This is a genomic window from uncultured Metabacillus sp. (assembly GCF_947503125.1).
GTDB lineage: Bacteria > Bacillota > Bacilli > Bacillales > Bacillaceae > Metabacillus.
Genome location: NZ_CANNCR010000005.1, coordinates 108,876 through 132,979 on the forward strand (window position 1 = coordinate 108,876; position 24,104 = coordinate 132,979).

23 protein-coding genes are annotated in these 24,104 nt (G+C 37.5%); all 23 read right to left on the reverse strand.

All coding sequences use genetic code 11. The features are described from left to right. Nucleotides 1–90: 90 nt before the first annotated feature. A complete protein-coding gene (locus Q1B07_RS06025; protein ID WP_299087803.1) occupies nt 91–465 on the reverse strand; it encodes a diacylglycerol kinase family protein in 375 nt (124 codons plus the stop codon). Further along, the gene (ybeY, locus tag Q1B07_RS06030) at nt 437–919 is read right to left on the reverse strand and encodes an rRNA maturation RNase YbeY (RefSeq protein WP_299087801.1); all 483 of its coding nucleotides are present in this window, start codon (nt 917–919) and stop codon (nt 437–439) included. Before ybeY ends, Q1B07_RS06025 begins: the two co-directional genes overlap by 29 nt. Then, complete coding sequence (locus Q1B07_RS06035) at nt 916–3,042, reverse strand: HD family phosphohydrolase (RefSeq protein ID WP_299088078.1); 2,127 nt, start codon at nt 3,040–3,042, stop codon at nt 916–918. The genes ybeY and Q1B07_RS06035 overlap by 4 nt, the downstream gene beginning before the upstream one ends. A 259-nt stretch (nt 3,043–3,301) precedes the next feature. Then, nucleotides 3,302–4,267: a PhoH family protein gene (locus tag Q1B07_RS06040; protein ID WP_299087798.1), complete on the reverse strand. Its 966-nt coding sequence runs from the start codon at nt 4,265–4,267 to the stop codon at nt 3,302–3,304. Between the two features lie 3 nt (nt 4,268–4,270). Next, complete coding sequence (gene yqfD, locus Q1B07_RS06045) at nt 4,271–5,458, reverse strand: sporulation protein YqfD (RefSeq protein WP_299087795.1); 1,188 nt, start codon at nt 5,456–5,458, stop codon at nt 4,271–4,273. 122 nt (nt 5,459–5,580) lie between these two features. Beyond that, nucleotides 5,581–5,868 carry a sporulation protein YqfC gene (gene yqfC, locus Q1B07_RS06050; RefSeq protein WP_299087793.1) on the reverse strand — a complete coding sequence of 96 codons (288 nt, stop codon included), beginning with the start codon at nt 5,866–5,868 and terminating at the stop codon, nt 5,581–5,583. A 71-nt stretch (nt 5,869–5,939) separates the two neighbouring features. Next, nucleotides 5,940–6,410, reverse strand: coding sequence for a hypothetical protein (locus Q1B07_RS06055; protein ID WP_299087790.1), 471 nt, complete (start codon nt 6,408–6,410; stop codon nt 5,940–5,942). A 70-nt stretch (nt 6,411–6,480) separates the two neighbouring features. After that, nucleotides 6,481–7,473, reverse strand: coding sequence for a flotillin-like protein FloA (gene floA / locus Q1B07_RS06060; protein WP_299087787.1), 993 nt, complete (start codon nt 7,471–7,473; stop codon nt 6,481–6,483). Between the two features lie 72 nt (nt 7,474–7,545). Further along, the gene (locus Q1B07_RS06065; protein WP_299087784.1) at nt 7,546–8,865 is read right to left on the reverse strand and encodes a nodulation protein NfeD; all 1,320 of its coding nucleotides are present in this window, start codon (nt 8,863–8,865) and stop codon (nt 7,546–7,548) included. A 249-nt stretch (nt 8,866–9,114) separates the two neighbouring features. After that, a complete protein-coding gene (locus Q1B07_RS06070; protein WP_299087781.1) occupies nt 9,115–9,561 on the reverse strand; it encodes a GatB/YqeY domain-containing protein in 447 nt (148 codons plus the stop codon). Between the two features lie 14 nt (nt 9,562–9,575). Next, complete coding sequence (gene rpsU, locus Q1B07_RS06075; protein WP_010678174.1) at nt 9,576–9,749, reverse strand: 30S ribosomal protein S21; 174 nt, start codon at nt 9,747–9,749, stop codon at nt 9,576–9,578. 230 nt (nt 9,750–9,979) lie between these two features. Next, complete coding sequence (gene deoC, locus Q1B07_RS06080; protein WP_299088077.1) at nt 9,980–10,651, reverse strand: deoxyribose-phosphate aldolase; 672 nt, start codon at nt 10,649–10,651, stop codon at nt 9,980–9,982. A gap of 376 nt (nt 10,652–11,027) precedes the next feature. Then, nucleotides 11,028–12,389, reverse strand: a complete 1,362-nt coding sequence (gene mtaB, locus Q1B07_RS06085; RefSeq protein WP_299087771.1) for a tRNA (N(6)-L-threonylcarbamoyladenosine(37)-C(2))-methylthiotransferase MtaB — start codon at nt 12,387–12,389, stop codon at nt 11,028–11,030. Between the two features lie 6 nt (nt 12,390–12,395). After that, on the reverse strand, nt 12,396–13,151 hold the full coding sequence (locus Q1B07_RS06090; protein WP_299087769.1) for a 16S rRNA (uracil(1498)-N(3))-methyltransferase: 756 nt from the start codon (nt 13,149–13,151) through the stop codon (nt 12,396–12,398). Between the two features lie 62 nt (nt 13,152–13,213). Beyond that, nucleotides 13,214–14,152, reverse strand: a complete 939-nt coding sequence (prmA, locus tag Q1B07_RS06095; RefSeq protein ID WP_299087766.1) for a 50S ribosomal protein L11 methyltransferase — start codon at nt 14,150–14,152, stop codon at nt 13,214–13,216. A 52-nt stretch (nt 14,153–14,204) separates the two neighbouring features. Further along, on the reverse strand, nt 14,205–15,326 hold the full coding sequence (gene dnaJ / locus Q1B07_RS06100) for a molecular chaperone DnaJ (RefSeq protein WP_299087763.1): 1,122 nt from the start codon (nt 15,324–15,326) through the stop codon (nt 14,205–14,207). Nucleotides 15,327–15,543: 217 nt separating this feature from the next. Next, entirely contained in the window at nt 15,544–17,376 is a 1,833-nt protein-coding gene (dnaK, locus tag Q1B07_RS06105) for a molecular chaperone DnaK (RefSeq protein ID WP_299087760.1), read from the reverse strand. 38 nt (nt 17,377–17,414) lie between these two features. Beyond that, the gene (gene grpE, locus Q1B07_RS06110) at nt 17,415–18,002 is read right to left on the reverse strand and encodes a nucleotide exchange factor GrpE (protein ID WP_299087757.1); all 588 of its coding nucleotides are present in this window, start codon (nt 18,000–18,002) and stop codon (nt 17,415–17,417) included. Nucleotides 18,003–18,123: 121 nt separating this feature from the next. Continuing rightward, on the reverse strand, nt 18,124–19,155 hold the full coding sequence (gene hrcA / locus Q1B07_RS06115; protein ID WP_299087754.1) for a heat-inducible transcriptional repressor HrcA: 1,032 nt from the start codon (nt 19,153–19,155) through the stop codon (nt 18,124–18,126). 134 nt (nt 19,156–19,289) lie between these two features. Continuing rightward, nucleotides 19,290–20,426, reverse strand: a complete 1,137-nt coding sequence (gene hemW / locus Q1B07_RS06120; RefSeq protein ID WP_299088075.1) for a radical SAM family heme chaperone HemW — start codon at nt 20,424–20,426, stop codon at nt 19,290–19,292. Nucleotides 20,427–20,537: 111 nt separating this feature from the next. After that, complete coding sequence (lepA, locus tag Q1B07_RS06125) at nt 20,538–22,361, reverse strand: translation elongation factor 4 (RefSeq protein ID WP_299087751.1); 1,824 nt, start codon at nt 22,359–22,361, stop codon at nt 20,538–20,540. Between the two features lie 159 nt (nt 22,362–22,520). Next, complete coding sequence (locus tag Q1B07_RS06130; RefSeq protein ID WP_299087748.1) at nt 22,521–22,871, reverse strand: YqxA family protein; 351 nt, start codon at nt 22,869–22,871, stop codon at nt 22,521–22,523. 21 nt (nt 22,872–22,892) lie between these two features. After that, the gene (locus Q1B07_RS06135; RefSeq protein WP_299087745.1) at nt 22,893–24,095 is read right to left on the reverse strand and encodes a stage II sporulation protein P; all 1,203 of its coding nucleotides are present in this window, start codon (nt 24,093–24,095) and stop codon (nt 22,893–22,895) included. Nucleotides 24,096–24,104 lie beyond the last annotated feature (9 nt).

Sequence of the window (24,104 nt, forward strand, 5' to 3'; positions counted from 1 at the left end):
ATGTAAGAATTTTCGGAATACATTCGCAATAAACTTAAAATATGTAAATATAACCTTAAAAATTTAAAACGTTCAAGTTTCGATTAAAAATCAAATATGATTGAACATAATGATAATTCCTATTATAACAGAAAGAATTGCATAAACCAAAACGGCACCCGCAGCAGCATCTTTTCCCGCCTTTGCCAACGGCTTAAATTCATCAGTAACTAAATCAACGACATGCTCGATCGCCGTATTCATTAATTCCAAAGCCAGCATTCCACCGATTAAGAACAGGATGATCACCCACTCCATTAATGTGAATTCAAAGAAAAAACCAACGATAAACACCAAGATCGAAATTATCACATGAATTTGAAAATTCCGTTCTGTTTTCAACGTTTGGATAATTCCACTCCACGCAAATATAAAGCTTTTAGAAAACCTTCTCCACTCAGAGATCGGCTGATCTTTTAAGCCCATAGCTATCTAAAATTTCCTTTTGCTTAGTAAACATTCTTTTTTCATCTTCATCATTCATATGGTCATACCCAAGTAAATGAAGAAAACCATGGACAGCAAGAAATCCCAGTTCTCTCATAAATGAATGGCCATATTCAATTGCCTGTTCCCTTGCGCGAGGAATGGAAATGATAATATCACCTAACATAGGGGGTTGTTCCAATCCGACAATTTCGATTTCCCCCTCCCCCATTTCTTCTAAAGCAAAAGAAATGACATCTGTAGGTTGATTCTTATCACGGTAATCCCGATTTATCTCTTGGATACGCTCGTTTGTTACAAACGTAACAGATAACTCAGCATCTTGCTTTACATTTTCGACATCTGCTGCAAATTGCAGCAAATCCTCTACTTTTGTTTGTTCTTCTTCTGTTAATTCATTTGTTTCGTCAATACAATCGATGATTAATCTCATGCTTGCTTCACCTTCTGTTTTTTTGTTAATTCAGGATACTCAATTCTAGAATGGAAAATCCCTTTTAGCGATTCACAAAAAGACTTTGCAATAATATCAAGTTCTCTTAACGTTAAATCACATTCATCTAATTGATGGTCCTGCAATCGGTCCGAAATAATCGACCGAACAAGCTTTTCTATTTTTTCAGGTGTAGGGTTTGCCATTGAACGAACAGCTGCTTCCACACTATCAGCGATTGAAATAATCGCAATTTCCTTTGTTTGCGGTTTTGGACCAGGATAGCGGAATTCCTCTTCATAAATAGACGGGTTTGTTTGTTTCGCTTGATGATAAAAATATTTTAATAAGGATGTACCATGATGCTGTTCAGCTATATCAATAAATTCCTTAGGCATTTTATTCTTTTTTAACATCTCCACACCATCTGTTACATGTGAAATAATAACATTTTTACTTAGCTGTGCGGAAAGTTTATTATGTGGATTTTCAATATTCATTTGATTTTCAATAAAATACTGCGGACGCTTTGTTTTTCCAATATCATGATAATAAGCTCCTACTCGTGCCAAAAGCCCATTTGCCCCAATTGCTTCACAAGCAGACTCCGACAAATTTGCAACCATGACACTATGATGATATGTACCTGGTGTTTCTGTCAAAATTTTCCGAAGCAATGGATGATTTGGATTTGAAAGCTCTATTAACTTCATCGTCGATAAGATTCCAAATCCGGTTTCAAAAAATGGCATAAAACCAATTGTCAAAACGGAAGAAACTAATCCTGATACACATGCCATAATAAAATATGAACCAATTTCAACATTTGAATAGCTGCTGTTTCGAATGAGCATAATTGCTGTTATGACGAGCACATTCATCCCGGCAACAAATAATCCTGCTTGTAAAATTTTCGATCTAAGATTGTGCTCACCGAAAAATAAAACTGCTGCAAGACAACCAAATAAATAATAAATCCCTACTGAAAAGTTAAAGCTGCCTGTAATACCTTCATTAAATATAACACTGCCGCAAATTGCAAATATCATACATGTCAAAATCGCTAAACGTTCATTAAGCAACAGCTTAACGAGCATAGCTCCCATTGCTACTGGCACAAGATAACCTATATGGGTGTAATCAATCTTTTGAAACAGACTAACAATTTTCATCAAAAGAATGGTAATGGCGAAAATTAAGCAATACAAAAGTAAAGAATTGTTCTTTTTAGCAATTGGTCGATCCTTCTTTTCGAAATAGTAGATAACCCCTATCAAAATTAAAAGAATTAATATTCCTAATCCTAAAAAAGGTTTATATGATTGCTGATTGTCCAGCAGTCCTACTAATCCTAGCTTGCGATAAACTTCCCGGTTGATCAGTTCATTCTCTTCAACAAGGATTTGTCCTTGTTTAATTTGAGATTCCTTCACCGCATCAACAGCTTGCTGTCTTTTTTCCTCTGTCGCTTCCAGGTCGAAAACAACATTTGGTGTAATCGCAAAACGGGCTAGTTCTGTAGCCGCTTGAAGAACGTCTGGTTTCAGCGAAGTATATTGCAGTTCCTCAACAACCTGTTTTTTCGCTTCTGTCAATTGAATAATCGGTATTTCCTTGCTCATAATATTATTGACCGCTGTTACAACTGCATCCTTAGCAAGTATTAGTTCATCTTTGGTCGTAGTAAGCAGCGGAATGAACGTTTCCTTTGAAATTTTGTCGTTTATTGATGGTGTTAATTTATCTTGTAAACGTTTTACCTTTTCTTCAGGAGTTAATATAGCTGATGAGGTGTTTTCCTCATTTTTATTTGCTTCTTCCTCCTGATGAACTTCAATAATCGCATCGAAAATTGACGAAATAAGATCAACTTGTTTTTCGGAAATTTCCTTCTTTAACACATATTGATCTTCAACCGAATCATATGCCTCTTGTTTTTTTCGATCCGTTTCAACTTTATCCTCAACTGTAGTTGGCGAGTAAATCGTTTGATCGGAAACAGTAAAAAGCTCAATGTCTAATGTTTCTGGCTTCACATTACTATAAAGTGATACAAATAAGATAACAGCTAAAATGGCATATAAAAAAACATGGAGGAACTTATAATTATTTAGTTTTTCGATGAATTGATTTGGTTTTTGTTTCTCAGTCTTTTTCTTCTTCACAAAAGGCACCACCTTTTACTGCACATAAATCAAAAATTTTTAATACTTTACTGTTCACTTCTTTCATTATTTCTTTTTATCGAAAAATGTTCAACCTTTAAGACAAAATATAACAAAAAAAGCACCTTTCCAAGGGTTTTTCCGATTATATTTTACAATAATCTTTTGTTTTCAACACCTCTAAAAAAGAAGTGACCCGAATTCAGGCTCGGGTCACTTAACCTTCATTGGCACTTTCATATGCTGAAATAATTTTTGCAACAAGCGGATGTCTTACTACATCTGATTGTTCCAGTTCTACAAATGAAATGCCGGAAACCTCTGCAAGAATATCTCTTGCAACCGTTAAACCTGATTTAACACCCTTTGGCAAATCAACCTGTGTACGGTCACCTGTGATAACCATTTTAGAGCCGAAGCCCAGCCGTGTCAAAAACATCTTCATTTGTGCTGGTGTTGTGTTTTGTGCTTCGTCTAAAATAACGAATGCATCATCTAACGTCCTGCCTCTCATATAGGCAAGAGGAGCGATTTCGATAGTACCTCTCTCAATAAGCCTTCCGGTATGCTCCATTCCTAAAACATCATGAAGTCCATCATATAAAGGTCTTAGGTAAGGATCTACCTTTTCTTTTAAATCTCCAGGTAAAAAGCCTAAGCTTTCACCAGCCTCAACAGCTGGTCTTGTTAAAATAATTCGTTTAACACTTCCGTTTTTTAAAGCATTAACAGCCATCACAACTGCTAAATATGTTTTACCCGTTCCAGCTGGCCCTATCCCAAAAACTAAATCCTTGTTTTGTATAGCAGCAATATAATGACGCTGACCCAAAGTTTTAACCCTGATGGATTTTCCTTTGGCTGTTTTTGCGATTTCTTGTACATACAGATGTTCAAATTGATCTAATCGTTGTTCTTTAGCCATGGTAATCCCATAGATCACATCACGTTCGCTAATATTTATCCCTTTGCGGATAATAACGAGCAGTGATTTTAACAGTTCATCCACCAGCTTAACGTGTTCGGAGTCACCTGAAACAAAAACGGCTCCGCCTCTCGTTACAATCGATACATTTAATTCTTCTTCGATTCGTTTAAGATGAACGTCATGATTTCCAAATAAAGCGATGGCTTCATTTGGATTTTCTAATTCTTGACTCAATGTCACTAATTCTTCTGGCATTCTTTAATCTCCCTGAACAATTGGTGTAGTTTTTACGATATTTTCTATGACTTGGTAATGAACGGTTAATTTTACTTTACCATTCTCAATCGACTCGTGCAAAACTTTTTCTCCAATTACTTTTTCACCTTCGCCCAGTTTATCCTCAATATTTTTACGGCCTCGATCTAATGCGGCTTCCTTTGCTTGTAATGCCGTATATTCTCTGGTGACTTTTTCATTCTCACGATACGTTTCTTTTATATATGCGATCGGCAAGGTAAAATTTAAAAATTTTACATACCTGACATCATCTTCAACAATATAAGAGGAAAATTCAGGATCTTTAAATCCCCAAATCGGAACCTTAAAGGAACCAAATTGAAGATAATGCTTATGTTTATCTTCCCCAGTTAATACATGAAAAGTCGTCTTTAATGGAAGAGTAATCGTCGATAAATGCCATGTCTCACCGAAAATTTCTGCTTTCGCAGCCACTTTTTTCTGTTCATCCTCTTTTCCAATTAAACCAGAGACTAATATTTGCCCTTTTTGCACATTTTCATGTAAGGTTGTTAGTGGCTGCCCTTGCTCAACAAACATTTTCGTAATGGTTGCTTTTTTCTTTGCGACAATATGCCTTGGGCTTACAAGCTTTTCTTCTTCAGGTTGATTTTTTTCCACTACCTTTAAATGATAGGTTGTACCCGTTAGCTCTACACCCACCCATGTGATTTGTTCAATATTATCTGTTAAGCTTTTTTGAATTTCATCTGGATTTTCTACAAAAAATTGAAATTTGCCTGTTTTAACCCCGATACGTGATAGTTCTTTTTTAATTAAATGCTCTGTTTCAGGAGAGGCACCTTCAACTTTTATACCCCAAATCATATTTGATAAAGCAAAAATAACAAGCAAAAATGCTAACAGACCTAATACAAAACCGCTGTTTCGCCAAGATCTTCTTATGAAAAATGGGAAACCCAATCTTTTTTCAAAATGGCATTTGCATTCATTTTTCCTCACGACTCTCCTTAAGGCATGTACATCTTGAAGGCGAATGAAAAAATTCATTCCTTCCTTGTGATTTCTGCTAACATTCCAAACAACGATCTTTTCACGAATGCAGTCATTTAAAAAACGTTCGGTTCCCCTTCCCTGAATACTTACTTTTACAATCCCAAACAAAAAACTTGTCCATTGATTTTTCATGCTCATCCCCCTATATAAACAGCATAGATATGGCTTATACTAGTCCATTGTTTGCCTGCTGTGTAAAAATTTAGTTTCCCTACACAGCAGACTTACCATCATGATTGAATTAAAGTTATTCGTCACGTTCCTTCAAGATAGAGAACCTGACTTATTTTCCCTTCAAGAAGGATTTCTTCTGGTAAGATCGTCTTTATGACAAAGGCTTCTCCTTTAATTAAAAGTTGTCCTTGCTTTAATAGAAGACGAAGCTCCGTATCAGTGAATGTAAGGAGACCTCGATGATTTTCTATGTAAATATGAAGCTGTCCAACCATCGTAATTCTAGGAAGATCCATCATGACATCCGGCGGTAGTTCAATTGTATTTGTAATCCATTTTGTTAGCTGCTGACGCCACTTTTTTGCCATAAAAAAAGACCCCCTTTCATCTCATATGTATGAGAGAAAGCGGGTTCTTATAACACGATTATTGCTAGAAGTTATGAATGTCTTCTATTTCGAGTGTAATGTGGGTTTTGAGATCTTGGCGGACCTAAAATTTCGCTCCAAATAATCCCTTGAACCGCCTTTTGTTTATCAATACTAAGGCGGTTTTGGTTAATTGTTCTTTTTCCTTTCGGAAGCGGTACCTGACGATTAACCTTCTTATGTTGTTTTTTTACTTGGTTATCATTTAAAGCGTGTGCAGGTTGCAGATTTTTCATTTTTTCATATGCCTGCTGTACGGTTTCGACAACCTGAGTAGCCTCTTTACGGTGCTTTTGCTCAATCGTCGTTTTTACGGGCTTAGGATATGGTCTTGAGTTTTTTCTTTCGTTTGGTTGATTCACCCGCTTTTTAGGTTGTTCATTAGGTGCTTCGTCTTTCTTGGATGTGAAAATTTTTGTGAACACCCAAGCAAGGATCCCCCAAACGATTGGATTTGTAATGATTTCTGTAAGCAGCTCCATAAGTTGCTCCCTCCTTTACATGAGGAATGGGATATGTGTCAAGTTTAAGAATTAAATAGGTTTAACTTAATTAGTATTGGTCATTATCACTATTGTCTTGATTAATTTTTCCGATTGAATCTCTCATATCTGTGTCTGCGGAGATGTTTTTAATATTCATATAATCCATTACACCGATGTTGCCAGAGCGCAGTGCTTCAGCCATAGCAAGAGGTACCTTTGCCTCTGCTTCCACAACCTTAGCCTTCATCTCCTGGACGCGAGCAAGCATTTCTTGTTCTTGAGCAACAGCCATCGCTCTTCTTTCTTCCGCTTTAGCCTGTGCAATTTTCTTGTCTGCTTCTGCTTGTTCTGTTTGTAATTCGGCACCAATGTTTTTACCGATATCTACATCTGCAATATCAATCGAAAGGATTTCAAAGGCCGTACCTGAATCCAGTCCTTTCCCTAAAACGGTTTGTGATATTAGATCCGGATTTTCCAGCACTTTTTTATGGTTATCAGATGAACCGATCGTACTTACAATCCCTTCCCCAACACGAGCAATAATCGTATCTTCACCGGCACCCCCGACTAAGCGTTCAATATTTGCACGCACAGTAATTCTTGCTTTTGCCTTCACTTCAATCCCATCCATCGCAACACCGGCGATAAACGGCGTTTCAATTACTTTAGGGTTAACGCTCATTTGAACGGCTTCTAACACGTCACGACCTGCGAGGTCAATTGCCGCACATCGTTCAAAGGTTAATTCAATATTCGCTCTTTCTGCTGCAATTAAAGCATTAACAACACGGTCTACATTTCCTCCAGCTAAATAGTGGCTTTCTAGCTGATTTGTCGTGACACTTAGTCCTGCTTTGTGAGCTTTAATTAACGGGTTTACAACCCTGCTTGGAATAACGCGTCGTAATCTCATTCCAATCAAAGTAAAAATGCTTATTCTTACACCTGCTGCTAGTGCAGAAATCCATAAAGCTATTGGTACAAATGTAAAAAAAATGCCTAAAAAGATTAAACCTAAAATGACAAGTCCAATGATCAGTATCGCTGATGCTTCCATTGTTTTTCCTCCTCATATTTCATATTAATGTAATAAGTATCGTCTTATTACATGCTAAGATTAACAATATTCTCAGTTCAGTTCTCTTACAACAATTCTTGACCCTTCCACTTTGACAACTTTTACACGCTGTCCTTTTGCTATATAACTACCCTCTGTTACAACATCTATACGTTCTTCGGCAATCACAGCTGTTCCTGAAGGTCTTAACGTTGTCATAGCAACTCCTTCTAGTCCTAATAAGTCAGTCCGCGATTTATTTGATACATAACCGCTTTCGGTATTTGTTGAGTCACGCAAGATTAATTTTTTAAATAGATTCATACGTTTTCCAAACACCTTTACTAATAAAATGGATGCTGTAATGGAAACAGCAAGAGCAATTCCTAATGAAATCGTCATATTGACAACATTACCTGAAGCAATATATAAGCTTGCGATGATGCTGCCAATACCCAAGACACCAAGTATGGCACCCGGTACAAACAGTTCTGCGATGAGAAATATAATACCTAATAAAAACAAAATAACGGATTCCATTCCTGCTAATCCCGCCACTAAGTGACCATAGAAAAATAGAAATAATGATGTTAGTCCTGCAAACCCAGCAAGACCGAAGCCTGGTGAATAAAGTTCAACAACTAATCCTAAGCTTCCAATTGATAACAGAATAGGGACAACAACCGGATGTGTAATAAATCGTGCAACTTTTTCAGCAAAGCTCTCTTTTGCTTTAATGATCTCAGCATTTGAAAGATTTAGTTGGTTTAATAAGTCTTGGCGGTCTTTTGCAGTCCCTTCTGAATAGCCAACCTCCAAAGCACTCTTTGACTCAAGAGTCAGCAAATCCCCTTTTCCAGCACCATATTCAGAGATATCAACTTCCTTATCTGCCATAGCTAACGCATATTTCGGATCACGTCCGTTTCGTTCTGCTGCTTCCTTTAATTCTGACAGCCAAAGTGATTGTGCCTTATCGTCTGCCGCATTCCCATCGCCGGTTATAATAGCGGCAGATCCCATCTGACTTCCTGGAGCCATATAGATTTTGTCAGCATTCAACGCTATATATGCCCCAGCAGAAATGGCTCTTCTGTTAATGTATGCTGTAATTGGAATTTCACTTGACCGCAGTGTATCCGCAATTTCCATTGCACCGTCAACAGCTCCGCCTAATGTATTAATTTCTAAGATGATATGATCGACTTCTTGAGCATTAGCTTCTGAGATCGTTCGCTTAATATATTGAGCGAGACCCTTCTCAACTGTTTCTTCAAGAGGAATAACATATACCTTTTGATGTGAATCAGCTCGAAGCTCCTGACTAAAACCTGTCAATAAGGCTAAAATAAAAGCAAAAGCGATCATAAGCTGAAAAAAGCGCATTTTCATCGTCTAAACCCTCCTCTCAAGTGAGCCCTACTTTTAATACGATTTCGCTTTCAATTAGTTTCATTGTTTCTTAATAAATTTTATGTACGCTTTAAGTTTTCATTAAAATAAAGACTATTTTTTAAAAGCTTTTTTCTAAAATAGGTGAGCTGAGTAATACAAATTTACTTCAAGCTTAAAGAACAACTGGTTTGCGAAAACATCCAAATATTAAAAGACACCTTGCATAGTAAGGTGTCTTAATATCATTTATGATAGTTGTTGTTGAACAAGCTTGTTTACAAGACTGCCGTCTGCTTTTCCTTTAACCTTGGGCATGAGTGCTCCCATTACTTTCCCCATATCTGCTTTAGATGAAGCATTGACCTCTGAAATGGTTTGTTTCACAATTTCAAAGACCTCTTCTTCAGAAAGCTGTTCAGGCATATAATTGACCAAAACGTCAATTTCAGCTTGTGTTTTTTCAACTAAATCCAAACGATTAGCATTTTTAAATTCCTGGAGGGAGTCTTTACGTTGCTTTAATTCGCGAGAAAGAACCGTCAATTCTTCTTCTTCAGACAATTCGCTATTGCCAAGCTTAATGGCTTCATTTTGCAAAGCAGCCTTCACCATTCGAATGACAGCTAATTTGTCTTTTTCTTTATTTTTCATCGCTTGTTTCATATCTTGATTAAATTGCTCAAGAAGACTCATCAGTACACCCTCTTTTAGTATTTGCGCTTTCTAGCTGCTTCAGACTTTTTCTTACGCTTTACGCTAGGTTTTTCATAGAATTCGCGCTTTCTAGCTTCTTGTATTGTACCACTTTTTGATACAGTACGTTTGAAACGACGAAGAGCATCTTCAAGCGACTCGTTTTTACGAACGACCGTTTTTGACATTCTCTTTCCCTCCCTCCGAATACAACCAATCGACATCTTTAAATAAAACATGTCTATAGTATGACTAAACATGTACTTTGCAATTATAATATAACGAATAATGCAGGTCAACTCATATCATAAAAAGTCCGTTTATAAAATATTCTTTGAATGATTTGATTATTTTATGCTAGCTTTAAATGACTGATTGTATATTCGTTCTATTATAGAAAAAAATGCGCTCACAAAAATTAATAATCAGAATTCGATGTTTCACCTTTTACAATTGCTACTCCTGAGCTTGCTCCAATACGAGTTGCACCGGCATTTATTAATGCTTCTGCACCTTTAGTATCACGGACTCCGCCAGATGCTTTAACACCAATATTAGGACCAACTGTCTTTCTCATTAATTCAATATCTTCTACAGTTGCTCCGCCTGTTGAAAACCCGGTTGAGGTTTTTACAAAGTCTGCTCCAGCTTTTACAGAAAGCTCACATGCTCTTACCTTTTCTTCTTCTGTTAGAAGACTGGTTTCGATAATTACCTTTGTCAATGCTTTCCCTTTTGCAGCTTCAACCACTGCTTTTATATCTCGTTCAACAAGTACATCATTATTATCTTTAAGGGCACCAATATTAATTACCATATCAACCTCAGTTGCTCCCTTTTCAATCGCATCCCTTGTTTCGAACGCTTTTGTTTCAGGTGTGTTAGCACCTAAAGGAAAACCAATTACCGTACATACTTTTACATCTGATCCTGCTAATAGCTGTGCAGCGGTTTCTATCCAGGTTGGATTTACACATACAGATGCAAATTTATATTCTTTGGCCTCATGACAAAGCTTTTCAATTATTTCCTTTGTAGTATCCGCTTTTAAAGCTGTGTGATCGATCATTTTTGCTATATTCGACAAGATCCATCGCTCCTTTATGTATATAGTTGTCCGACCTCTTACATCTTATCATTATTGAGAAATAAAAACGAGTACAAATTTAATTTGTACGAATTAAGACAATTTACACTACAAAGATGTAAGAAAAGCGCATGGCGCTAAGCATTCGACGACAAGCATAAGGCGAATCGGAATAGAAGGAGTTCTTTACCTTCAATTTCGATTTGACTAGACCCTAGAGGCAGTTAAAAACGCGACGTCCTTATCTCTTAACTGCACTTGCACGTCCTGTGCTTCGCCGATGGCGCCAGGAGCTAGACACCAAAACTAAGTACAAAAAAGTTATACTTTCCTAAAGATCAAAAAAAGGATTGACAAATGTCAACCCTTTCTAAGTGTATTAAGAAGAAAGACGAATCTTTTCTTCTGTTTGGATTGGCTCGTCAATTACCCTTACAAATTGTCCTTCGTTGTAAGGATAGCCGGCCTTTATTATTTTTACTTTTACAATCTTACCGACCATTTCTTCCGAAGCAGGGAAAACGACCTTTAAGTAATTATCAGTATAGCCTACATATAAGCCTTCGTTATCCGTTTCTTTAAATGGTTCCTCTGGAATGACTTCCAATACCTCATTTTCAAACTGTGAGGCATATTCTTTTGCTAATTGGTCAGATAATTCAATGAGGCGATGGACACGTTCATTTTTAATGTCCTCATCAACTTGGTTATCCATTCGAGCAGCAGGTGTGCCAGTCCGTTGCGAATACGGGAAAACGTGCAGTTCTGAAAACGAATACTTTTTAATAAAGTTAAAAGTTTCCATAAATTCTTCTTCAGTTTCTCCCGGGAATCCAACAATAACATCTGACGTAATCGCTAAACCAGGTAAAGCTTCTTTTAAACGATCTAGTCTTTCAGCAAAGAATTCCATCGTATATTTTCGACGCATACGTTTTAATACTGTATCTGAACCGGATTGGATCGGAATGTGCAGATGGCGAACAACCTTCTTTGATTTTTTCAAAACCTCAATAACTTCATCAGAAATTTGGCTTGCTTCAATCGATGAGATACGAATGCGTTTTAAGCCTTCTACTTGTTCTTCCAAGTCGCTTAAAAGCATCGCAAGGTTATAATCCTTTAAATCCTCACCGTATCCGCCTGTATGAATACCTGTTAAAACAATTTCCTTATAGCCAGCATTTACAAGCTGCTGTGCTTGGGCAACAACCTCTTTTGGATCACGTGATCGCATTAAGCCTCGCGCCCATGGGATAATACAAAACGTACAGAAATTATTACAGCCTTCTTGAATTTTTAATGAAGCTCGTGTGCGATCGGTAAATGAAGGTACATCAAGCTCTTCATATACGCGGGTTTTCATAATATTTCGCACACCATTAATTGGTTGTCTTTCTTTTTTAAATTGCTCAATATAGTCCAGCATCTTCACTCGATCTTGTGTTCCAACAACAATATCTACACCAGGTATCGCCATAATTTCTGCCGGAGAGGTTTGAGCATAGCAGCCTGTCACACAAATAACAGCATCAGGGTTTTTACGAATTGCACGGCGAATAACCTGACGGCTTTTTTTATCCCCTGTATTCGTTACTGTACATGTATTGATAACATAAACATCTGCGATTTGTTCGTACTCTGTACGTTCATAGCCAGCCTCTTTAAATAATTGCCAAATGGCTTCTGTTTCATAATGATTTACTTTACAACCTAATGTATGAAAGGCAACTGTAGCCATCATTCATCACCTCGATAATTCGAAATAATACGAAACAGCTGATAATACATATAAAGGTGCTGTTTCTGTTCTTAAAATTCTTGGACCAAAGCTGCAAGTAAGAAAACCTTCTCCTTCGAGCTTTGCCACCTCTTGCTCCGTTAATCCACCTTCAGGGCCAAAAACGACAAATAACGACCCGCCCTCTGTTAATTTTGTGAAAGCCTTAGCGAGGTTTTTTTTCTCACCTTGCTTAGCCGATTCCTCATAGGCAACAATCTTAACATCGTAATCTGCAGCATGCTTTAATAAATCTGCGAACTGACAAGGTTCAAATACAGATGGAACTTTATTGCGATATGATTGCTCAGCTGCTTCTTTAGCAATTTTTCTCCAACGATCAAGCTTTTTTCCGACCTTCTTAGGTTCGAGTTTAACGATTGAACGAGCAGCATTAAAAGGGATAAAGGAAGCAGCACCTAATTCGGTTCCCTTTTGAATAATCCATTCGAGTTTATCCCCTTTAGGCAGCCCGCTCGCTATGACGACCTCTATCGGAAGCTCATGGTTTACCGTCATCCATTCTAGTATAAAACAGTTTACTTGGTCATTGGTAATTTCAGCAATTTCACAAAGCACTTCAAACCCATCCTTTGTACAGCAAACAAGCCGACTACCTTCTTGCATGCGCAATACACGGGAAATATGATGGACATCATCACCGGTAATGTAGATAGTTGATTCAAGATTAGCTTTTACTTCTTCGATAAAATACCGTTGCATAGCAGCCACCCCTATTATTGTTTGACACTTTGTAAAAACAGGGGTCTGCTGCCCCTAATACTTCAATGCTTCCTTGCAATAAACGCAATCCAATCTTCCATAGCCATTGTTTCTTCTATTATAAAACCAGCTTTTTGAAGTGCATCCTTCACTTCTTGCTTTTTATTTTGAATGATACCTGATGTAATGAATGTTCCGCCTTGGTTCAAGACATCATAGGCCTTATCAATAAATCGAACAATAATTTCCGCCAATATATTTGATACAATGAGGTCTGTTGGACCTTCAATTCCATCCAATAGATTGTTTTGCGAAACAGAAACAACATTTTGCACTTTGTTTAGCTTACAATTGATTCGCGCACTTTCTACTGCCACATGATCTAAATCAAGGGCATGAATTTCTTTAGCTCCAAGCAAAGCAGCTGCAATTGATAATACCCCTGATCCTGTACCAACATCGACCACGCGATCACCTTCTTGAACCGTCCGTTCTAACGCCTGGATACAAAGGACAGTTGTTGGATGTGTACCAGTCCCAAATGCCATCCCTGGATCAAGCTCAATAATTAATTCATCTGAACTGACAGGCTCATAAATCTCCCATGTTGGAACAATCGTAAACTTTTCAGAGATTTTCACTGGATGATAATATTTTTTCCAAGCTGTTGCCCATTCTTCTTCATTTACTTCACTAATCGTGATCTGGTTTTTCCCGAGATCAATATCATATACAAGCAAATTGTTGATAGCTGCTTTTATCCCGTCAACTGTTTCACCAAGAAAACTATTGATTGGTAAATACGCTTTTACAACAACCCCTTCTTCAGGGTAATCTGTCGGATCTAGTTGGTAGATTTCTCCTAAAGCTGTACTTCTTTCCTTAACAAAATCAGCAATATCCTCAATAACTACTCCGCTTGCTCCAGCCTCATGCAGGATATTTGAAATGGGTTCAACCGCTTCTTGTGTTGTATGAATACTAAATTCTGACCACTTCATATCTACCAACTCCAATCCTTCTAACTATATCTTTACTTAATAAATTTTTTATTTAATCCCCTTTGAACGCTCGCTTTACCTTATCAAAAAAGCTTTCTTCATGTTCATCGGGCTTTGCCCCGCTAATTTCCGCGAATTCACGTAATAATTCCTTTTGTTTTTCAGTTAAGTTTGTTGGGGTTAATACGCGTAAGATGACGTATTGGTCACCTTGGCCATAACCTCTAACATTTGGAACCCCTTTTCCAGTCAAGCGGAATTTTTTACCTGTTTGTGTTCCTGCTGGAACCTTTAGCTTTATTTTGCCATGAAGTGTTGGAATCTCGATCTCGTCTCCAAGCGCTGCCTGAGCAAATGTTAAAGGCATTTCACAATAGATGTCATCGCCATCTCTTTCAAAAAATTCATGTTCTGTTACATGGAAAACGACATATAAATCACCAGGAGGTCCTCCATTAACTCCTGGTTCACCCTGTCCTGAAACACGCAATTGCTGACCATCGTCAACACCTGCAGGAATTTTCACTTGAATCTTTTTGCGTTTCTTTACCTTACCAGTTCCGCGGCATGTTCCACATTTATGCTTAATCATTTTACCTGTTCCTTCACAATGATGGCATACACGACGGTTAACGATTCTGCCAAATGGAGTATTTTGCTCCACATTTAATTGGCCGCTGCCGCCACAATGTGTACAAGTTTCAGGCTTTGTCCCTTTTTGTGCACCAGAACCATTACATGTTTCACATGTTTCATCTCTTGGGATCTCAATCGTTGTTTCTTTCCCGAAAACAGCTTCTTCAAAGTCTAATGTCATTGTGTACTGCAGGTCAGCACCTTGTCTTGGTGCATTCGGATCACGTCTTCTTGTTCCTCCGCCAAAGATTGAACTAAAAATATCCTCAAAGCCAAAGCCATCCCCACCGAAGCCAGCACCACCGCCAAAGCCTTGATTTGGATCTGTATGACCAAACTGATCATAGTGTGCTTTCTTTTGATCATCACTTAAGGTTTCATAGGCTTCTTTGATTTCTTTAAATTTATCTGCTGCGTCTGCTTCTTTATTAATATCAGGATGGTATTGCTTCGAAAGCTTACGATAAGCTTTTTTTATCTCATCTTTGGTCGCGTTCTTACTTAACCCAAGGACTTCATAGTAATCACGCTTGCTCATAATTTCTCACTCCCGATTTTCTCACATAAAGTAAATTGTATCACTCAAAAGAGAGGAAAAGCAACAAATAGTTCTCCAGTTTGTTGCTGTATCATATGCTTTTTACTATCATGATGAATGATTATGTGATTAAAGTAGATGGTTGAAGTTTAGCCTTTTACCCCAAAAAAAGTCAAAGTCAAGACAAGCCTGACTTTGACTTTTCACCAAAGGGGGATTATTTATCGTCGTCTTTCACTTCTTCAAATTCAGCATCTACAACGTCATCTGCAGCTTTGCCACTAGCAGCTTCTCCGCCTTGCTGAGCCTGAGCTTGCTTTGCAGCCTCTTCGTAAAGTTTGACAGAAAGCTCTTGAACGATGTTTTGAAGTGCGTCTTTTTTCGCTTTGATTTCTTCTAAATCGTTTTTCTCAATCGCAGCCTTTAAAGCGTCTTTTGCTTCGTTTGCTTTCGTTACCTCTGCCTCATCAACTTTACCTTCTAGATCTTTTAATGTTTTTTCAGTTGTGAACACTAATTGATCTGCTTCATTGCGAAGCTCAACTTCTTCTTTACGTTTTTTATCAGCATCCGCATTTTCTTCTGCTTCTCTTACCATACGTTCAATTTCTTCATCTGATAAGCCTGTAGAAGATTTAATCGTAATAGCTTGCTCTTTATTTGTACCAAGATCTTTTGCACGAACATTTACGATACCGTTTTTGTCGATATCAAAAGATACTTCAATTTGAGGTACACCTCGTGGTGCTGGCGGAATGTCTGTTAATTGGAAACGACCTAATGTTTTATTATCAGCCGCCATTGGACGTTCACCTTGCAGCACGTGAATATCTACTGCTGTTTGATTATCAGCTGCAGTTGAGAACACTTGTGACTTACTTGTTGGAATCGTTGTATTACGATCAATTAGCTTTGTGAATACACCGCCCATTGTTTCGATACCTAATGAAAGCGGAGTTACGTCAAGTAGTACAACATCTTTAACATCGCCAGTGATAACGCCACCTTGAATGGACGCACCTAGAGCAACAACCTCATCAGGATTAACTCCTTTATGCGGTTCTTTGCCTAGAGCTTTTTTAATCGCTTCTTGCACAGCAGGAATACGAGTTGAACCACCAACAAGAATCACTTTGTCAATCTCACTTGCAGAAAGGCCAGCATCGCTTAATGCTTGGCGAACAGGTCCCATTGTTCTTTCTACTAAATCAGCTGATAGCTCATCAAATTTAGCACGTGTTAAGCTTACTTCTAAGTGAAGCGGACCCGCTTCTCCAGCTGTGATAAATGGAAGTGAAATTTGTGTTGATGTTACACCTGAAAGATCTTTTTTCGCTTTTTCAGCTGCATCTTTTAAGCGTTGTAACGCCATTTTATCTTTAGACAGATCAATGCCGTTATCTTTTTTGAATTCAGCAACTAAATAATCAATGATGACTTGGTCGAAGTCATCTCCACCCAAACGGTTGTCACCGGCAGTTGAGCGAACTTCAAATACACCGTCTCCAAGCTCAAGAACAGATACATCAAATGTACCGCCGCCGAGGTCATAAACTAGGATCGTTTGATCTTCATCCGTTTTGTCTAAACCATATGCTAATGCAGCAGCAGTTGGTTCATTGATGATACGCTCTACTTCAAGACCTGCAATCTTACCAGCATCTTTTGTTGCTTGACGCTCAGCATCATTAAAATAAGCTGGCACAGTAATAACTGCTTTTGTAACGGGCTCGCCTAAATATTCTTCAGCATAAGATTTTAAGTGTTGAAGGATAATCGCTGAAATCTCCTGTGGAGTATAGCTTTTACCTTCAATTTCAACCTTATGGTCAGTACCCATATGACGTTTAATAGAAATGATTGTATTTGGGTTTGTGATCGCTTGACGCTTTGCAACCTCACCAACTTGTCGTTCACCGTTTTTGAAGGCTACTACAGAAGGAGTCGTACGGTTTCCTTCTGGATTTGGGATCACTTTCGGTTCTCCGCCTTCTAAAACTGCTACACATGAGTTTGTTGTACCTAAGTCGATACCGATAATTTTACTCATTAACTATAACCTCCTGTTAATTATGTAAGAATTGAAAGTTATTGATTTACTTTTACCATTGCAGGGCGAATAACTCGATCCTTCAATTTATAGCCCTTTTGTAGCTCTTCAACAACCGTATTGGATTCATACTTTTCATCCTCTACCTGCATAACAGCCTGGTGAATATGAGGATCAAATTGTTCACCAACAGCATTGATCGCTTCAACGCCTTCATTTTTTAACGCTTGAACTAATTGGTTATAGACCATGTTAATACCTTGTAGCAATGATTTTGTTTGATCATTATCTGCTTCTATTTGTAACGCTCTTTCAAAATTATCAAGAGCAGGTATAATTTCAGATACTAAGCTTTGTGCACGATATTTTTGGGCTGCCTCCAAATCTAAGCGGCTTCGTCTTTTGTAGTTTTCAAAGTCTGCTTGAGAGCGAAGCAATTTGTTTTCAGCTTCATCTAGCTTTGCTTGAAGTTCGGCGATTTTTTGCTCATATTCATCACTTGCTTCAGTACGATCTTCAACGATGACATCGTCAGCTTCAACAACCTTAACATCTGCGTCAGCATTTTCACTTTGTACAGTATCTACTGTTTCCTCTTGTTCTGCAACGTTTTTTTCGTTTGACACACTGTTTCACCTCCTTAATAGGAATATTGTAAAGATTAAAGAATGATAGATGTCAGTATTTATAAACATGGGAATCGGATGGAATTAATCTAATTCCATCCCATTTTCAATATAACCAAGCTTAAGAACCATAATACAAATTAGTCAGTGTTTTGGACAAATCACGGGTCATTCTGTTCACTAAACTAACAACACGTGAATATTCCATTCTTGTCGGTCCTAAAACAGCAATTGTTCCTAGCTGTTTTTCACCAAATGAATAGGTAGCCGTAATCAAGCTGCAATTCTCCATTGCTATATTATCATTTTCTTTACCAATTTTAATAGTAATTCCTGAATGATTTGTTTGTAATAACCCATATAATTCTTTTTCTTGCTCAATCATTGTTAGTAATGATTTAATTCTTCCGACATCAGCAAATTCTGGTTGGCTTAGCATATTTGTTTTCCCACCGAAGTAAATCTTTTCATTTTCATTTAGCTTCAACGTTCCTGCCATTACCTTCAACAGCATTTCATAATTTTGAATATGTTTCTTAAGAACGGTCGCAACTTCCTTGAATATTTTATCCTGCAGATCTACCAGCGGAACACCTGCTAGCCTCTCATTAAGGATATTCACCATTTTTTCAATATCGCTCGGGTCAATAGACTCTGGGAACGTGATGGTTCGATTTTCTACATGACCTGTGTTTGTCACGATAATCGCAACAGCTGCTTCATCATTTATCGGTACAATTTGAATTCTCTTCAAGCGATTTTCAGTCACTTTCGGACCAAGAACAATTGAAGTGTAATTTGTTAATTCAGATAAAATTTGTGCAGATTTTTGAACAACCTTTTCTAGTTCAAAGATCTTTTCAGCGTATATTGATTTTATTTGGCCAACTTCTGTCTTTGTCAAACGCTGTGGTGACAGAAGATGGTCTACATAATAACGATATCCCTTTTCAGATGGAACACGCCCTGATGAACTGTGTGTTTTTTCAATAAATCCAAGGTCCTCTAAGTCAGCCATATCATTCCTAATCGTAGCTGAGCTAAACGTAATTTCACTTTTTTTCGCTAATGATCTCGAACCAACTGGCTGAGCAGAATGAATAAAATCATCAATAATTACTTGTAGAATCAACAATTGGCGATCTGTAAGCAACTATTATCACCTCTGTTAGCACTCTAGGAATGCGAGTGCTAAATATATATAAAAAGGTATCAAAACCAAAATAAATTGTCAATTAATAAATCATACTAAAATTTAGGAATCTACGCTTCCTTACTGATGAAAATTTAAGAAAGGCCGATAAATTCCTGAAACACCTCATTGCCAAGAAGTTTCCCTTTATGAGTTAGTCTTATCCCATTTTCATCATTTATGATTAAATCTAGATCTACAAGTTTGTCAATTGGACTGGAAAATATGTGATCAACTTGAACACCAAACTTTTTATAAAACTTCTCCTTGCTTATCCCAGTTGTTTTGCGGAGACCGAGGAACATTTCTTCCTCCATTGCTTCTTCTTTGCTTATAGTGATTTGAATATGGAATGCTTCGCCCTTTTGCTTGATTCGCTCGATATATTTTTTGATCGGACCAATATTTGAGGTCCGTACACCATTCATATACCCATGGGCTCCTGCTCCAAAGCCAAAATAATAATCGTTATTCCAATAAGTAAGATTATGTTGGCTCTCATAGCCTGCTTTCGCATAGTTACTTATCTCATATTGATTGAATCCGTGTTTTTCCATTTGCTCCATTGCCAGCTCATACATTTGCGCTTCTTCATCTTGTTGCGGCAAGGTTAATTTGCCTTTCTGCATTAAATTATAAAACACTGTTTTTGGTTCAACAATTAATGAATATGCTGAAAAATGTTTTACATTTAAAGAAAAAGCTGTTTCTAATGATTCTTTAAAATCATCTATTGTTTGGCCTGGCAATCCGTACATAAGGTCAATACTCATATTATCAAAACCGATTTGCTCGGCCAGCTCGATTGTTCGAAATACATCTTCTTTGCGGTGGACCCGTCCAATCCGATGCAAAAGCTTATCATTGAAGCTTTGCACACCGATACTTAATCGATTCACACCAGCGTTTTTTAATACCTTTAGCTTTTCTGATGTCAGCTCCCCTGGATTTGCTTCAACTGCAAATTCTACAGGTTCATTTACAGAGATTAGATTGAATCTGATTCCCTCCATTAATCGATTAAGCTGACTAGTTGATAAGGCAGTTGGTGTCCCTCCGCCAATAAAGATCGTTTTTAATTGGTGTTCGTTTTTTTGTGCAGCATGATGTATTTCTTTTATAAGCATTTCAATGTATTCGTCAACAGGCTGCTGCTTAAAAAACACTTTATTAAAATCACAGTAATGACAAATATGATGGCAAAACGGGATATGAATATATGCTGATTGAATCATAAGTTCACCCTCTAATTAAGAAGCCGCAGCATAGCTGCGGCAATGTTTAATAATTGTTTAATGAATGGTAAGTTCAGTATATCATTCTATATGGAAAGGAAAAAAATATTAGCTTTCATCCATTCGTAATACAGCCATGAACGCTTCCTGCGGCACCTCTACAGAGCCAACCTGCTTCATTCGTTTCTTGCCTTCTTTTTGTTTTTCTAATAGCTTACGTTTACGGGAAATATCTCCGCCATAACATTTCGCGAGTACGTTTTTACGCATGGCTTTAATGGTTGATCTTGCAACGATTTTTTGACCAATTGCCGCTTGAATCGGCACTTCGAACTGTTGACGAGGGATCAGTTCTTTTAATTTTTCAACAATTACCTTACCACGGTCATAGGCAGAATCGCGATGTACAATAAAGGAAAGAGCATCGATTTTCTCCCCATTTAAAAGGATATCCATTTTCACTAATGTCGATGTTTTATACCCAATTAATTCATAATCAAAGGAGGCATAGCCTTTTGTATTCGACTTAAGCTGATCAAAGAAATCATAAACAATTTCGGATAATGGGATTTCATAATTAATGCTTACCCGAGTTTCGTCCAAATATTGCATATCAATGAAAATACCGCGTTTTTTCTGACAAAGCTCCATGACAGCACCTACATAGTCATTCGGGACCATAATAGCTGCTTTTACATAAGGCTCTTCAATATGATCAATCTTTTGTGGATCAGGCATATTTGAAGGATTATCAACTTTTAGTGACTCCCCATCTGTTAAATACACTTCATAAATTACACTAGGCGCGGTTGTAATGAGATCAATTTTAAATTCACGCTCAATCCGTTCTTGAATGATTTCCATATGCAATAATCCTAAAAACCCGCAACGAAAACCAAAACCAAGAGCTTGTGAGGTTTCAGGCTCAAATTGCAAGGATGAATCATTTAACTCAAGCTTCTCTAATGCTTCTCGTAAATCATTATATTTCGCCGTATCGATCGGATAAAGACCGCAGAAGACCATTGGGTTCAATTTTCTGTAACCAGGAAGAGGTTCTGTTGCACCATTTTTCGCATCAGTAATCGTATCACCAACACGAGTGTCCCCTACGTTTTTGATAGAAGCTGTTAGGAAACCAACATCTCCCACATTTAATTCCTTGAGTTGAACAGGCTTCGGATTGAATATCCCTACCTCTGTTACTTCAAATTCTTTACCTGTCGCCATCATTTTAATCTTTTGACCAACCTTAACCGTTCCTTCCACAACACGGATGTATGCAACAACACCGCGGTAAGCATCATATAAGGAGTCAAATATTAGTGCTTTTAATGGTCCTTCTGGATCACCTTCAGGAGCAGGGACTTTTTCTACTACTTGCTCAAGAATCTCTTCAATCCCGATCCCGGCTTTAGCTGAGGCTAAAACGGCTTCAGAAGCATCAAGGCCGATTACTTCTTCGATTTCATTACGAACCCGCTCTGGATCAGCACTTGGCAGATCAATTTTATTGATAACAGGTAAGATTTCTAAATCATTATCAAGTGCCAAATAAACATTTGCTAGTGTTTGTGCTTCAATTCCTTGGGCGGCATCAACAACTAAAACCGCCCCCTCACAAGCTGCAAGGCTTCGGGAAACTTCATAGGTAAAGTCAACATGTCCTGGAGTATCGATTAAATGAAACGTGTATTCCTCTCCGTCTTTTGCTTTGTATTTTAATTGAACTGCATTAAGCTTAATGGTAATTCCGCGTTCCCTTTCTAAATCCATTGAATCTAATAATTGATCTTTCATTTCTCGCTGTGTTAGGGCAGACGTTTTTTCTAAAATCCGGTCTGCTAACGTTGATTTACCGTGGTCAATATGTGCAATAATCGAGAAGTTCCTAATTCTCGATTGTCTTTTTAACTTTTCTTCTCTATTCATAATATGTTTTCACTCCTACATAGCTTACAAGTACACTATTCTTCATTATATCAATTGATAATTTAACATTCAATAATAGAAAAGCGGATAAAAAAATACTGACAGAATCATTTTATCAACTCTACAAAAGAGTAAGATAATGAATCTGTCAGCATATGATCATTTTAAAAGATTGTTCATCCATTCAGCAAAGCTATCGACAAGAGCAGATACCCCGTTACTTACGACTGCTGCAAATTGTTTTCCGATTTGAGAGAAGAAGTTGAATGCTTCAATTTTTTCCAGCTGTTCCTGTTTTTCCTGCAGGTCCTGACCGGTTACCTTATTTCCAAGAATCGATGCTTCAATATCGCCTTTTTGTTCATTATTGATTTGAAAGGCACTCTGGAGCTCAGGATCATCATAACCTCTCATTTTTATCATTCCTTGGTTTGCTTGCTGCATTCCGATTAGAACTCCGAATAAAAGGACTGAGCATAGAACAAAACATTTAAACATGAATTTTACCATCTTGCTTCCCTCACAATTAGATTACTTTTCTTGTGCTTCTGTCGTTCCATCTACTTTTTCAGCTTGCCAATAATATTCGCTGAATACGTCAGCTATTGCGTTAGCCGTATTTTTTAGTTCTGTTAAATTATTATCGACACCGCCAAATTCAATTAACATCGCGTTATTTGATAAGTCTTGATTATATACGCCGTTGTAGCCTTTTCCGCCTTGTTCAAAAATCCCGCGACTTAAGCCAGGATATTTCTTTTGTAATAACGCATGAAGATCTGTTGCAAGCTTTTCATTTTTTTCAACGGTAGGGTTTTCCCCACCAATGATAAAAGCAACTTTTGCATATGATTTATTATTAATATTAATTGTGGTGACTTCTTTTCTTTGTGTATCACGATGTATATCGATAATGTAATCCAGATTTCGATTGTTTGCCATCGCACTCTCCACAAGCGGACGTGAAGCAGAATAGGATTTCGAATAATTCCAGCCTTTTTGCTTAAGATTTTCTTGGACACTTGCCTGTTCTATTTGGCTGCCAATACCATTATCCTGTAGTGCTTTTCCGAGCAATTCGCTGACAATAGTTATATTTGCTTTCGAATGAAATGCCCGATTCATATCTGTTTCCCCATCTAATAGTGGTAAATATGATTCGGTATTATGGGTGTTATAAATATAAACTACTTTTTTATCACCAGTTGTTAAAGTTGGCGGAGCTTTTGAATCATCATTTTCATCGTTATTCACCACATCATTTTTGTTAATAGATGCTTCCCGCTCCTGCTCTAATACCTCTGTTGGCGGCGGTGATTCGTAAGGCATATTCGTATAGTTTGTCCCATCACCTGCAACAACAATTTCACTATCATAAAGTGAAAAACCAGGTAATTCCCGCCCTAGCAGACTTCTTGGATCATCCGGGTTAATGCTTGTCAATACTTTAAACATAATTGAAGACAGCTTTATAGGTTCCGCTTCCTGAGGTAAGGCAGAAATAAAAAATCGATTCTCCGCTCCTAATAATTGCAAAAACGCCTCACTATCAATATTTTTCGTCAAATCATTGATTGATGACGAAGTCAACCGATATTCCGGTTTAAGTGACGTTAACACACCTGAAAGTAAAAATGTCATCAGTAGAATAATGAAGCTTATGACGATTCCTTTTTTTATGCTTGTCCCATCAAACGTAACGATCATATTACGACTAGTTCGATTTCGCTTCATTTATATGAA